Consider the following 13,796-nt stretch of genomic DNA (forward strand, 5'->3'; position numbering starts at 1 on the left):
CTGGCGCCGTGGCCATTAGTTTTGATGTGCCACGCCTGTGTGCACGCTGGGCTATAAGTTCTAAGAAAAGAAGCATCCACGGCAGGACCAGACCCGATGCAGATGCTCAACGGAAAACTGGCCGATGAGGGCCTCGACAGCCAGGCAGCCGACCGACCCTTGCGCCAGTTCAACCTGTTGCGCTGGTTCTCGTTGGTCAGCCTGTTGATCATCGCTTCGGTGGCAGGCGGGCTGGGCTATGTCTCGACCCGCTTCGTGGTCACCGACAGCGTCGAGCGCGATGCCATGCTCACCGCCCAGTTCATCCAGGCCATGGCCCAGGCCGAAGTGCGCCATTCGCGCATTCCGCCGGGCACCACCATGGGCGAGCTGCTCGACCCGCGCCTGGACCAGCACCACCCGGGGGTCAGCCCGACCCTGGCCGAGTCCACCCGGGTGGAGTTTCTCGACCATGTCGAACACCTGCCCGACACCTTGCTGGCCAACGTCTATGCCCTGGACCGGACCATCGTCTGGTCGACCAACCCGCAGCTGATCGGGGAGAAAATCGTCGGCGACGACGACCTGGATGAATCGTTCGCCTCGAAAGTGCCGGTCTCGGCCAGCTACCACAAGGCCAATGAAGACCGCGATGAACAAAAGTTCCAGCGCGCGCCGCAGTACTTGTTCATCGAGAACTACATCCCGATGTTCGACAGCGACGGGCAAAAGGTGCTGTCGATGGTCGAGGTGTACAAGGAACCCCAGGACCTGGTGCGGCGCATCCAGCGCGGCTACGTGCTGATCTGGGCCTCGACCCTGGTCGGCGGGGCGCTGATCTACTTCGGCCTGTTCTGGATCGTGCGCCGCGCCGCGAGCATGCTGCAGACCCAGCAAACCCAGCTGGTGGCCAGCGAAACCTTCGTCGCCCTTGGTGAAATGTCCTCGGCGGTGGCCCACAGCCTGCGCAACCCGCTGGCCAATATCCGCTCCAGCGCCGAACTTGCCCAGGACATCGCCAGTGCCCCGGCGCAGAAGAACATTGGCGACATCATCAGCCAGGTCGACCGCATGTCGCGCTGGGTGCGCGACTTGCTGGTGTCGCTGCGCCCGGTCAACGACGATGCCGAAGCGGTCGAGCTGGTGGCGGCGATCGACGACACCCGCCATGCCTTTGCCCAGCAACTGGAGCGGCACAAGGTCCAGGTGCAGATCGACACGCCCGAGGCGGCCTGGGTGATCAGCCAGCCGGTGCTGCTGACGCAGATTCTCAACAGTCTGTTCGCCAATGCCCTTGAAGCCATGCCCACGGGCGGGCGCCTGAGCGTGGTGGTGCAGGCGCTGGAAGACGGCAAACAGCTGCAACTGACCTTGAGCGACACCGGCAAGGGCATGACCCAGCAGCAGGAGCGGATGGTCTTCAAGCCGTTTTTTACTACCAAACAGGGCGGCCTCGGGGTCGGCCTGGTACTGGTCAAGCGGATCATGGAACGTTTTGGTGGCTCGGTGAGCCTGGCCAGCCGCGAAGAGGAAGGAACCCGCGTGTGCCTGATCTTCAATATTGCAGCGGGAGGGGACCATGGAGCAGAGCATCCTGGTGGTTGAGGACGATCAAATCCTCGCCGAGAACATCCAGACCTACCTTGAGCGCAAAGGCTTCGAGGTCACGGTTTGCCACAGCGCCGAAGAGGCCCTGGAGCAGCTGCCGCGCTGTCAGCCCGATGCGGTGCTGACCGACAACTCGCTGCCGGGCATGAACGGCCACGAGCTGCTCAAGGCCCTGGCCCAGCGCGCGCCGGAGCTCAAGGTGATCATGATGACCGGCTACGGCAACGTCGAAGACGCCGTGCTGGCGATGAAGGAGGGCGCTTTCCACTACCTGACCAAACCGGTGGTGCTGGCCGAGCTCAAACTGATGCTGGAGAAGGCCCTGGCCACCGAGCGCATGGAGCGTACCCTGTCGTTCTACCAGGAACGCGAGGCGCAAAAATCAGGTGGCCAGGCGCTGATAGGCGAATCACCGGCCATGCTCGGCCTCAAGCACACCATCCGCCAGTTGCTCGATGCCGAGCAGCGCATGGCCAGCGGTGACCTGCCGCCGGTGCTGGTAGAAGGCGAGACCGGTACCGGCAAGGAACTGGTAGCCCGCGCCCTGCATTTTGACGGAGTGCGCAGCAAGGGGCCGTTTATCGAGTTCAACTGCGCATCGATCCCGGCCAACCTGCTGGAGGCTGAACTGTTCGGCCATGAGAAGGGCGCGTTTACCGATGCCAAGGATCGCCGGGTGGGCTTGGTCGAGGCGGCCGACGGCGGCACCTTGTTCCTCGACGAGATTGGCGAAATGGACCTGCTGCTGCAGGCCAAGCTGCTCAAGCTACTGGAAGACCGCACCATTCGCCGGATTGGCGCGGTGAAGGAGCGCAAGGTCGACTTGCGCATCATCAGCGCCACCAACTGCAACCTGGAGCAGATGGTCCAGCAGGGCAAGTTTCGCCGTGACCTGTTCTTCCGCCTGCGTATTATCTCGATCAAGGTGCCCAGGCTGTATGCCCGGGGTGAAGACATCCTGCTGCTGGCCCGGCATTTTCTTGCCCTGCACGGCAAACGCTATGGCAAGCCCAACCTGCGCTTTTGCGACGAGGCCGAGGAGCTGATGCTCAACTACAGCTGGCCGGGCAACGTGCGCGAGTTGCGCAACATGCTTGAACAGACGGTATTGCTGGCGCCCCAGGAGCTGATCGCTCCGCACCAGCTCAACGTGTGCATGAGCCTGGTCGACGAGCCGCTGGAAATGCCGGCGCCTGCCGTGCATGAAGCGTTCGGCAATGCTGAGGCCATGGCCTCGGCGAGCTTGCCGGAAGTGGAGCGCGACATGGTGCGCAAGATGCTCGACCGCACCGACTGGAACGTCACCAAATCGGCGCGGCTGCTGGGCCTGAGCCGGGACATGTTGCGCTACCGGATCGAAAAGCTCGGCCTGACCCGGCCGGACAAGCGCCAGTGGTAGGCGTACATAATGCCAAACCTGTGGGAGCGGGCTTGACCCGCGATCGAGCGCGCAGCGGTCGTAATCAGATCCACATTGGAGGTCAGCCCTAGGCTTTGTACGAAAAGTGCCTGCGCGACGATCATGCTGCGTTGAAAACAGGCTCGGAATGCTCATTTACAACTCGTAAAGTCGTGCGCGACCCCGGCCGTTCCTCGCCTGTTTTCGCCTTGCCTGATCGCCGCTCGGCAACTTCTCGTACAAACCCTAGTAGCTACCGGCACTGCCCCCAGCGTCGCCGCCATTCTCCGAGCCGCTGCCGTCTTTCTTCGGCTCGCGCCGGCTGCCATCGGTCTCGCTACCACCTTGGCGCCCGGCGTCATTGCCCTGGGTGCGCGGGTCGGTGCCGCTGGGCAGTGGGGTGTCGGTGGGGTTGGTGCCGGTGTTGATGCCCGGCAACGGCGTGGTCGGGGTGGTGTCCGGGTTGGGGTTGGTCGGGCCGGTGCCGGCGGCAACCGCTTGGGTGCCGAGCAATGCGGCAAACAATAAGGCAGCGAGGGCGCTACGGGTCATGGTCAAACTCCTTTTCAGGGCAGGTGCCAGAGGTTAGGCCCAGCCGCGAAGGGAAGGTGCGACGCACGCGACCAACGGCGCTACTCGCGCCCGCGCATGAAAAAACCTGCCACGTACTTGCGGAAGGTATCCAGGCTCTTGAAGTCGGCATAGCGCTTGAAGGCCTCGCCCTCTGGCTCCGGCCCCAGTGGCTGCTCGGTCAGCGACACCGACAGCACCCGGTCCTGGTCGGAGCTGAGCACCAGCGCGTCCATGCCCTGGCCACCGAGCACCGGCCGGCGCATGATCACCTTGACGCCCTTGCTGGCCATCCAGTCGATCAGCGAGATGAGCATTTTCAGCGGCTCGCGCTCTTCATCGCGGTACACCGCAAACAGCTGCCCGCGCGAAAGCACCGGCACACTGGCGACATGGATCAGCTCATAGAAATGACTGCCGGCACTGGCCGGCGAGTAGATCGCCAGGGCCAGCAACGGCCCCGGGGTCTTGCTGCCACCCCAGAGCAGGTGATGGCCCTGGAAGTCGAAGCCGTCCTCGCTGCGCTCGTTGAACACCTTGCGCGCCTTGATCTGGCTGACGCAGTCGAGCAGCAAGCCATGCCGGCGATGGTTGCCAAAGGCCGTAGACTCGCGCAAGCGCGCCTTGAGCATCATCATGTGCTTCATGTCCAGGCGGGTTTCCAGGTAGTTGCTGGCCGGCACCCGCTCGATCAGCGGATAACGGCTGGCCACGCCGCGCAACTCGGCAAACTGCCCGGTGAGGTCTTTTTTCAGGTGAGTGGCGTAGACGTTCAGGCCACTGGCCTCGATCAGGGTCAGCAGCAACGACAGCAATCGGTGCTGTTCGCGTTTGTCGCCACTACCTGCGGATTCGCTGCTGGCTTCACTGGCGCGCTTGAAATCGCCAATCAGCCGCAGCGGCGCATCGGGCGCCAGCCACGCGGCCGGTGGTGCATCAGTGTCGCTGTCGCGGCTGGCGCTTTCACGCTCGTCCTTGATGAACGCACAGTCTGGCGCGTGCTCGGCGGTGCCCGGGTTGTTCTTGAGGAACAGGGTGCCGGTGTTGCCGTTGAGGTTGACGTTGAGCACCGGCATCGCCTTGGGCTGGCAATCACAGGCCAGCCAATGGCCGGCAGCGCGCACCTTGATCAGCAACTGGTTGGCCTGCAGCAAGCGCGGGCCTTCGAGGTTGCCCTGGACAAACCCACGCAACAGCTCGTCTTCAGCAGGGGTGAGGGTGCGCACCAGCGCGGCGTTCTTTTCGATGATTCGCATGGACAATCCTGGCCTGCCTTCCTGTGCCTGCCACCTTAATGCAAAGCCCGGCTGGCGAACATGCCCGCCAGCCGAACCTGGCCCTACTGGCCGCCAAACAGCTTGGCGGCGCGCTCGCGGATCTCTTCCACGCTCAGGTCTTCCTTGTGGGTGGAGACGAACCAGAGGTTGCCGAACGGGTCTTTCAGGGTGCCGCTACGGTCGCCGTAGAACTGGTCTTTGACCTCGCTAACCTGGCTGGCACCGGCGGCGAGGGCCTGGGCATAGGTGGCATCGGCGTCCTCGACATACAGGTGCAGGCCAACGGCCGTGCCATTGAGCGACTGGCTGCTGACCAGCCCGCCGGACTGATCGCACGGGTCGCCAAGCATCAGCGAGGAATCGCCGATTTTCAGCTCGGCATGGCCGACGCGCCCGTCGGGGCCGTCGAGGCGGAACATCTCGAGCGCGCCGAAGGCCTTCTTGTAGAACTCGATGGCCTTGGCGGCATCCTTGATGCCCAGGTAGGGGGTAATGCTGTGCTGTCCTTCGGGGATTGGTTTGACTGCCATTTTATTGATCCTCCTTTAAGGCGCCGCAGGGTGAATGGCGCGAAACTGTATATTTATACAGTTTCGGCGATTGGGCAAATCAAAAGTCGCGGCGCTGGACGAGCGGCAGTCAGAAAATGTAATCGGTGGTCAGGAAGCTCGACTCGCGGTTACGGATGATGTCGCTGATCAACTGCTTGTTGCTGTCCTGGAACTTGGTCGCCACCAGCGTACGGATCGAGAACACCCGCAGGGCGTCGTGTACCGAGAGGGTGCCCTCGGCCGAGTTCTTGCGCCCGTTGAACGGATAGGTGTCGGGGCCGCGCTGGCACTGGGCGTTGAGGTTGATGCGCCCGACCTGGTTGGCGAAGGTATCGACCAGCCTGCCGACCTCGGCCGAATGAGTGCCAAAGATGCTCAGTTGCTGGCCGAAATCGGAATCGAGCACGTAGTCGATCACCGTCTGCAGGTCGCGATAAGGCACCACCGGCACCACCGGGCCGAATTGCTCCTCCTGGTACACGCGCATCTGCGCATTCACCGGGTATAGCAGGGCGGGGTAGAAGAACGAGCCACGGCTGGCGCCACCGCCTTCGTTGATGACCCTGGCGCCTTTGTCGATGGCATCGGCCACCAGGCCATTGAGGTAATCGATCTTGCCGGCCTCGGGCAGCGGCGTCAGGGCCACGCCCGGCTCCCATGGCATGCCTGGCTTGAGCGCGGCCAGCTTGCGCTGGAATTTATCGAGGAATTCATCGACCACGTCTTCATGGACGAAGAGGATTTTCAGCGCCGTGCAGCGCTGGCCGTTGAACGACAGCGCGCCGGTGACCGCCTCGTTCACCGCGTTGTCCAGGTCAACCTCGGGCAGCACGATGCCCGGGTTCTTGGCATCCAGGCCCAGGGCTGCGCGCAGGCGATGCGGGCGCGGGTGGAGTTTTTTCAGGTCGCTGGCGGCCTTGTTGGTGCCGATGAAGGCGAACACGTCGATCTTGCCGCTGGCCATCAGCGCGCTGACGGTCTCGCGGCCACGGCCGTAGATAACGTTGATGACCCCGGCCGGGAAACTGTCGCGGAAGGCCTCAAGCAGCGGACGGATCAACAGTACGCCGAACTTGGCCGGCTTGAACACCACGGTGTTGCCCATGATCAGCGCCGGGATCAGGGTGGTGAAGGTCTCGTTCAGCGGATAGTTGTAGGGGCCCATGCACAAAGCCACGCCCAGCGGCGCACGGCGGATCTGCCCGAGGGTGTCCTGCTCCAGTTCGAAGCGGCTGGAGCGGCGGTCCAGCTCTTTGAGGGCGCCGATGGTGTCGACGATGTAGTCGCAGGTGCGGTCGAACTCTTTTTCCGAGTCCTTGAGGTTCTTGCCGATTTCCCACATCAGCAGCTTGACCACCGCCGCGCGCTGTTCGCGCATCTTGGCCAGGAAGGTTTCGACATGCTGGATACGCTCGGCCACGCGCATGTTGGGCCAGGCACCACGGCCCTTGTCGTAGGCCTGCACGGCGGCGTCCAGGGCGGTGAGGGCGGTGTCGGCGTCCAGCAGTGGCGTGTTGCCGAGGGTCACCTGGCGTTCTTCATTGCCCTCCTTGAGCCACACCGGGCTGCGCACCGTGGCCAGCGGCCCGTCCCATTGCTGCAACTGGCCGTTGACCAGGTACTCGCGTTGCACCAGCGGCTCACCCAGGCGGTACGCCTCAGGGATCTCGTTGGCGGTGGGAAACAGCGAATCGAGCAGACGGTCCATGGGCGCAGCACCTCTTTTTCGGTAATGGGTGAAACGTTTCAGTTTGAGCATAACGCCAGCGCGCTAAAAAAAGCCAGCCTGGCTAAACAATGCGCCGCCGGCGCCGATAAAGCAGTAATGCGATGCGAATTACGGACCTATGAGCACAAGAATCCTCGCCCTTGATGACAATCCGGTCCTGTCGAAGAACCTGCGCACCACCCTCAATCGCCTGCTGCCCGTAGGTTTTGCCCTGATCGGCATCGGCCTGTCGGTGGTGCTCGGGCGCCTGGACGTGCAGCGTCAGGAAGCCGAGGTGATCGCCAATGCCAGCGCGCGCCTGTCGGGCGTGCGCGCCAGCATCGAGGCGCAGTTGCGCTCGGCGTTCGGCGAGACCGAAGGCATTGCCCAACTGCTGAGTGCCGATGGCGAAATCAGCCCCGAGCATTTTCACGACATGGCCCGCCAGGCCATCGCCTCGGTGCCGCATATCCGCCATGTTTCCCTGGCGCCCAACGATGTGATCGCCGATGTCTACCCGCTCAATGGCAATCAGGGCGTGCTGGGCATGGACTACCGTCGGCTGCCCGACCAGTACCCGCTGCTGCAGCGTGCCCGCGACAACTACAGCCCGGTGCTGGCCGGCCCCGTGCAGTTGCTGCAGGGCGGGCGCGGGCTGATCTACCGGCGCCCGGTGTTCCTCAAGGGCCACAAAGGCGTCAACCTGTACTGGGGCAATGTCTCGATTGTTGCCGATATCGACCGCTTGCTCAGCACCGCCGGGCTCGATCTGGACCCGGGCTTCGAGCTGGCCCTGCGCGGCGCCGATGGCCAGGGCCCGGCGGGCGCGGTGATCTGGGGTGACCCGCAGTTGTTCGAACAGCACCCGGTGACGGTCAATGTCGATGTGCCCGGCGGGCTCTGGCAACTGGCGGCCAGCCCCCTGGGCGGCTGGCCGTCGATGAGCCTGTTCGCCTCGCCGCTGTTTTTGTTTGCCCTGACCTGCACCGGGCTGTTCAGCGTGTTCGTCGCCCAGCTCAACCGCAGCAACCACCTGATCAACCTGCGCAACCTGGAACTCAAGCAGTCCCAGGCGCAACTGGAGCGCCTGGCGCATTTCGATGCCATTACCGGGCTGCCCAACCGCCTGCGCTTTCAGCAGCAGTTGCTCGACGCCATCAGCCAGGGCCAGCGCCTGGCCGTGCTGGTGCTCGACATCGACGGCTTCAAGCAGATCAACGACAGCCTCGGCCACGCCATGGGCGACCTGTTGCTGCAGCAGGCCACGGCGCGCTTCATGCAGATCATCGAGCCTGAGGATTGCCTGTGCCGCCTGGGTGGCGACGAATTTGCCTTTGTTCTCAAAGGGCCGGATGACCGTTGCATCGAGCGTATCCAGGCCCTGCTGCAAACCCTGCAATTGCCGTTTGACCTCAAGGGCAACGCCGCGCTGGTGACCGGCAGCATCGGCCTGGCCTGGTGCCCGGAACATGGGCAGAGCGCCGACCGCCTGCTGCGCCACGCCGACACCGCGATGTACGCGGCCAAGGAGAGCGGGCGTAATGCCTACCGCCTGTACCAGCCGGAAATGACCCAGCGCCTGCAGCAGCGCCTGGACCTGGAGCACAACCTGCGCCGGGCGCTCAAGCACAATGAATTCGAGCTCTGGTACCAGCCCAAGATCGACCTGTTCAGCGGCCGCGTCGAAGGCGCCGAGGCGCTGCTGCGCTGGCGTGACCCCGAGCACGGCCTGGTGTCGCCGGCGCAGTTCATCCCGCTGGCCGAGCGCACCGGGCTGATCATCCCCCTGGGCGAGAAAGTGCTGGATCTTGCCTGCGCGCAGATCGCCGCCTGGCGAGCCGCCGACCGCCTGCCGGGGCCGGTGGCAATCAACGTCGCGGCCCTGCAGATCGAGCGCAGCGACTATGTCGCCAGCCTCAGGCGCAGCCTCAAACGCTATGACCTGGGGCCGACCCTGCTGGAAGTCGAGATCACCGAAAGCCTGCTGATGGAAAGCCAGCAGCACGCCTGCGCAGTCCTGGCGCAGTTGCAGGAACTGGGCGTGACCACCGCAGTGGACGACTTCGGCACCGGATATTCGTCGCTGGCGTACCTGAAGATGCTGCCGATCGACCACCTGAAGATCGACCGCGCCTTTATCAAGGACCTGCCCGAAGACGACGACGGCGCCGCCATTACCCGGGCGATCATCGACCTGGGCCACGCCCTGGGCTTCAAGATTACCGCCGAAGGCATCGAAACCGCCGAGCAGTATGCGTTTTTGCGCAATGCCGGGTGCGATCAGGGCCAGGGCTTCTGGATGGGCCGGCCGATGCCGGTGGCCGAGTTTGATAGCTGGTTGGCCGCGCGCACGGCCAGCCAGTCTTGCCTCTACTCTTCGTTGAGCGAGTCGCGATAAGCGTTCTGGGTCAATTCGCCCAGCAACTGTTGCTCCTCGGCTTCATGGTTGCGGCGTATCAGTTGCTCGGTCAGCTCGCGCTCGTCGGGGTTGGGGATCTCCTCCTGGGCGGCGTGCAAGCGTTGACTCAGCTCGCCGCGCAGTTCCTCAAAACGCTCGGCATAGCTCAAGCGCAGGTAATGCACCCAGTCCTGGTTAAGGTACTGGTGGTGCTCGTCGCGGCGCAGCATGGCATTGAGCCCGGCATCGCTGTCGGGGCTGAGCGCCAGCAACTGCCCGTGCAACTGCTCCACCCAGTCGGCGGGCAGCTGTTGCAAGGTCGTCTCGATCGAGCCGGTCACCAGCGCTTCTGCGGGTAGCGGCGTGTGCGTGGAGATCATTGCCGGGTCATAGGCCAGTTGGCGCAAAGCCCAATGATACAGGGCCTGGGCGCGCAGGTAGCGCGGTGCACCCAGCTCGGCAGCCAAGGGTATCTGGCGGTCGACATGCGCCTGGATGGCTTCGCGCCAGGTACGGCGCTGCATGACCTGCAACAGGTTTTGGCCGCGTTGCCGGGGGTGGTCCTCGGCCAGGGCCAGGTAGCTGTCGACGGTATCCTCCAACTGCAGGATGCGTGCGCCGCCGGCATGCTGGGCCAGCAACTCATCACCCTGCGGCTGCGCCTCGATGACCTCAAGTACCCGCCACAAGCGCCGGCGCGTGGTGTCTGGCGCCACCAGGTAGCTGAAGCTTTCGTACAGCTCGCGCAGGCGCTGCACGAAGTCCAGGCGTGCCGGCACCTGCAGGCGCTCCCACAGTTGCAGCTGATCGTCCGACGCCTGGGTGAGCAGGTCGCTGTAGGCGTCACGGGACACCAGCAAATCGACCCGGTAGTCGGCGAAGTAGCGCTCAATGTGCGCCTGGGTCATTGGCGTGAAGGGGTTGAGTTCCAGTTGCAGAGCGTGGCCGACCACCCGCGGCGGGTCAAAGTTCTCTGGCAGGTGCGTCAGTTGATTATCCGACAGGTCGATCAGAGCCGGGGCCCGCAGCTCGTCCAGGCCGCCGGGCAGTTCAACCAGGCCGCAGCCGTTCAGCGACAGGTGGCGCAAATGACGATGCCCGCCCAGCTCGGGTGCGGTGGTTATCGGGTTGCCATCCAGAAACAGGTTCTGCAGGCCCGGGTAGGTTGCCAGCCTGGCCTGGTCGCTGGCCATCCAGCTCAGCCGGTTCTGCGCCAGGTCGAGCGACACCAGTTGCTCGCCAAGGCCTTCGGGAACGCTGGTCAGCTCGCACTCGCGGGCCGACAGGCTGCGCAGGTACGGAAAGTGGCGGGTGAAATGCCTGGGCAGGTGGCCCAGCGCGTTACTGTCGAGCGACAGCTCCTGGATGTGGGTGTAAGTGCCGGGTTGCAACTGCGGGAAGCTGTCCAGGTCTTGCGCGAGCAGCCCCAGTTCATCCAGGTACAGGGCGAAGATCGGTTGGCCATTGAGTGTTCGTAACGAATGAACTCGCCTCCAGGCATCGAGCAGGCCGGGGATCGCCTGCTGGCGCTGCTCGCTGGCAGCGGCCCAGCCCTGCAGGTCGCTGCGCAGGCGCTGCAACTGCGTTTCAAGCTGTTGCACGGCGGCAGTGGGGTCGACGTTGGCGGCGCGCCAGTCATCCAGCGCCGCCTGCGCCTGCACCTCGCTGCTTCGCGGGTAGAGCTCGCGATAACGTGCCAGCAGTGATGAGGTCGGCGGCGTCGGTTCATAGCCAGTCGGCGCGCCGCCACGCAAGCCGATAGCCTGCGACCAGCCCGGCTCGTACGCCCACAACCATTGGCCAAGGGTGTCGCGGTTGGCCTGGCTCAGGTCACGGATACGGCTACCGAGCTGGTAGCCATCGTCGGCTTGCAGCGCCAGGGCCTGGCGATCGCTGACGGGCAGGGCATCGAGGATCGCCTTGTAGCGATTGGCGCTAGGCATAGCCAGCGGCTCGCCGGCTCGATAAGCACGCCAGGAGTGGCCTCTTTTTACCAGCACCCGGTGCTCGGCGGCCTGCCTGGCACCGATCTGGGCAATCAGCGGGCCGTCCAGGTTGCCCCGGCGCAGTTCCAGGCGCAGCGCCTCGGGCCAGCCTGGCAAGCGCTTGAGGCAGGCGAATACCAGGCGCTCGCAGTCATCGTTGGCAAGCCAGGGTTGGTACAGGCCTTCGATGGCACGTGGCAAGGCCAGTTGCAGGGGCGTGAGGCCATCTGCCGGGCCTTGGTAGTAATCGGCAAACACTTGTGCAAAGCTGATATCCCCCAGGCGTTCGCTGAGCGCACTGCTGGCACTTGCCGCGTGCAAACGCCGCAGACTATCGAAAAACAGTTCAGGGGGCTGTTGATGATGCATATGCAGGCTGCGCAGGGCGTCTTCGCTAACGCCGCTGACCCACGCCGCCTGGCTCAGGTGCTGGTCGCTGTAGCCCTCGACGCGCTGCCCGAGGCGGCGCAGCAGGGTGGCCCGCGACCATTGCAGCGGCCGTTCGTGCACATGGCGCCAGGCGCCCTGTCCGTCATGCAGCAGGGCAGGCTGGTAGGCCTCGGGGTCGTGCGGGTGGACGATTTGCCATTGCCCAGTGCCTGCGTCCAGACGCTGTTCGAACAGCTCGCCCTGCAGGCGAATGTAATGCTTGCCGTCGATCACATACTGGCCCAACGCATTGGCCTCGAGCCCGTCGGCCAGGCGCACCTCGCTGCGGTACCCGGCCAGTGACGGCTGCCACAGGCGCGGGCTGCCATCGGCGCGTTCAACGCTGACCAGTGAGTCCATCAGCGTGGCGTTGAACAGCTTGCCGGCCACCCCGGCACCGACCGCCAGGCCGCCGGCCACCGCCACATTCAGGGCGATGGACTGCAGGTGTGCCAGCGCCGTGTCGACATCGCCCTCGTGCCAGGCTTCGACGCCCTCGAAGGCGCTGTACAGCAACTGCGCGGCAAACACCCCCATCATCACCTGGCCCAGGCCCGGGACAAAGAACGCTGCCAGATTGAGAAAATTCAGCCCCAGGTCTTCCAGGCCCTGCAGCAGCGCCTGGCGGGCCTGTTCGTCGACATCGGCGGTAGGCACCGCCAGGGTCCGGGCTTCGTTGCGCAGGCGGCGCAGCTGGGCGCTTTGTAGGTAATTGAACAGTTCGCCTTCGATCAGTTGGCGCTTGAGGTGCAGCTTGGCAAAACCGGGCAGCGGCCAGTCGGCATCGGCCGCCGCCTTGGCAGCCAGGTTGTGCCTGAGCACGCTGGCAAAGTGCGCGCGTTGTTCAAGGGGTACGAAGCGCATGAACAGCGCGCGAAACTGCGCCTTGCACAGCTTGCCCTTGAGATCATGGTGCAGCGCCTGCAACGAGGGATACTGCTGCACGGCGGGCGTGGTTCCCGGCAGGTACAGCAACACCGGGCCGACAGACTTCAGCCGGTTGCGGTCGAGCACGCCCTGGCGCGGCGAAAAGATCGACAGCGGGTTGAACAGCGCCAGCGGCGTGGACAGTAGCTCCGACACCTGGGCGATACGTTCAGCCTCGGATTCGGCGGGGGCTAGCATCCAGGCATCGTGCAGATCGATGCCGAACAGGCTCAGCGACCAGCAGCGCACGGGCCGGCTACCGATTTTCACGGTTGTTCGGCCGGCGAGCAGGTCGCTGAGGGCGCTCATGCCGTTGTCACCCAGGCGTTTTTGTCCATGGGCAAGGTGCAGGTCAAGGCGCAGTTGGTCCTTGTGTACCTGCTCGAAGGCGTCGCGCACCTGCCTGGCTTGGTCGCCATACACCAGCAGCCCGTCGAGATGATCCTGATAGCGCCGGCCGAGGTCGAGCCTGCGACACTCGGCGGCAAACGCCGTGGCACTGATCGCCAGGGGCTGGCCTTGGGCGTCACGAATGGCGCTGGGTGGGTCGAAGTAAATACCGCTGAAGTTGTGCAGTGCGTATTGCAGCAGGCTGGCAGTCAATCCGGTAACGTCCCGCCCCGTCAGCAAGCCACCAATGTTCGTGCTGACGGGCGTCAGGGTGCAACGGCTGACATCTACCTCCAGGCCAAAGGCATCTTTCAGGCGTGCGGTGAGCAGGGGCTGAGTGAAGGCCATGACGCCTTGCAAAGGCTTGAGCAAGGCGTGCAGGGCATTGCGCGAGCGACGTAACTGCAGTTGATACTGCCTTGCCTGGGGACTGAGTAGCGCGTCGGCGCCTGTTGTAAGCAGGCTCTGGCGCAGGTGCTGCCAGTTTTCCTGGCTGGCATGCAAGGCCCAGCCGGGCAATTGCTGGCTGAGGAAGGCGTGGTGCGGGTTGTTGGAAGGCATGCGGGAGGCTCCTG

General features: G+C 64.3%; 8 protein-coding genes. 3 read left to right on the forward strand and 5 right to left on the reverse strand.

Annotated features, from left to right (window positions below; genetic code table 11):
- Window positions 1-96: 96 nt before the first annotated feature.
- Together LOY37_RS12285 and LOY37_RS12290 are read left to right on the forward strand one after the other, a co-directional pair.
- Entirely contained in the window at window positions 97-1,584 is a 1,488-nt protein-coding gene (locus LOY37_RS12285) for a HAMP domain-containing sensor histidine kinase (protein WP_258717019.1), read from the forward strand.
- Window positions 1,559-2,986 (forward strand): sigma-54 dependent transcriptional regulator, encoded by a 1,428-nt coding sequence (locus tag LOY37_RS12290; protein ID WP_258717020.1) that lies wholly within the window; start codon window positions 1,559-1,561, stop codon window positions 2,984-2,986. The genes LOY37_RS12285 and LOY37_RS12290 overlap by 26 nt, the downstream gene beginning before the upstream one ends.
- A gap of 246 nt (window positions 2,987-3,232) precedes the next feature.
- Here the strand turns inward: LOY37_RS12290 and LOY37_RS12295 are convergent, their stop codons facing one another.
- The 4 genes from LOY37_RS12295 to LOY37_RS12310 form a co-directional block, all read right to left on the reverse strand.
- Window positions 3,233-3,538 carry a hypothetical protein gene (locus tag LOY37_RS12295; RefSeq protein WP_045198739.1) on the reverse strand — a complete coding sequence of 102 codons (306 nt, stop codon included), beginning with the start codon at window positions 3,536-3,538 and terminating at the stop codon, window positions 3,233-3,235.
- Between the two features lie 80 nt (window positions 3,539-3,618).
- Complete coding sequence (locus LOY37_RS12300) at window positions 3,619-4,812, reverse strand: hypothetical protein (RefSeq protein WP_258717021.1); 1,194 nt, start codon at window positions 4,810-4,812, stop codon at window positions 3,619-3,621.
- Window positions 4,813-4,895: 83 nt separating this feature from the next.
- Window positions 4,896-5,363: a VOC family protein gene (locus tag LOY37_RS12305; protein ID WP_258717022.1), complete on the reverse strand. Its 468-nt coding sequence runs from the start codon at window positions 5,361-5,363 to the stop codon at window positions 4,896-4,898.
- A gap of 109 nt (window positions 5,364-5,472) precedes the next feature.
- Complete coding sequence (locus LOY37_RS12310; RefSeq protein ID WP_258717023.1) at window positions 5,473-7,092, reverse strand: NADP-dependent glyceraldehyde-3-phosphate dehydrogenase; 1,620 nt, start codon at window positions 7,090-7,092, stop codon at window positions 5,473-5,475.
- 139 nt (window positions 7,093-7,231) lie between these two features.
- On the opposite strand from LOY37_RS12310, the gene LOY37_RS12315 reads away from it, so the two are divergent.
- Entirely contained in the window at window positions 7,232-9,490 is a 2,259-nt protein-coding gene (locus tag LOY37_RS12315; protein WP_258717024.1) for a bifunctional diguanylate cyclase/phosphodiesterase, read from the forward strand.
- Here the strand turns inward: LOY37_RS12315 and LOY37_RS12320 are convergent.
- Complete coding sequence (locus LOY37_RS12320; protein ID WP_258717025.1) at window positions 9,463-13,782, reverse strand: dermonecrotic toxin domain-containing protein; 4,320 nt, start codon at window positions 13,780-13,782, stop codon at window positions 9,463-9,465. The genes LOY37_RS12315 and LOY37_RS12320 overlap by 28 nt on opposite strands.
- Window positions 13,783-13,796: the final 14 nt, after the last annotated feature.

Source organism: Pseudomonas sp. B21-012, from assembly GCF_024749305.1.
GTDB lineage: Bacteria > Pseudomonadota > Gammaproteobacteria > Pseudomonadales > Pseudomonadaceae > Aquipseudomonas.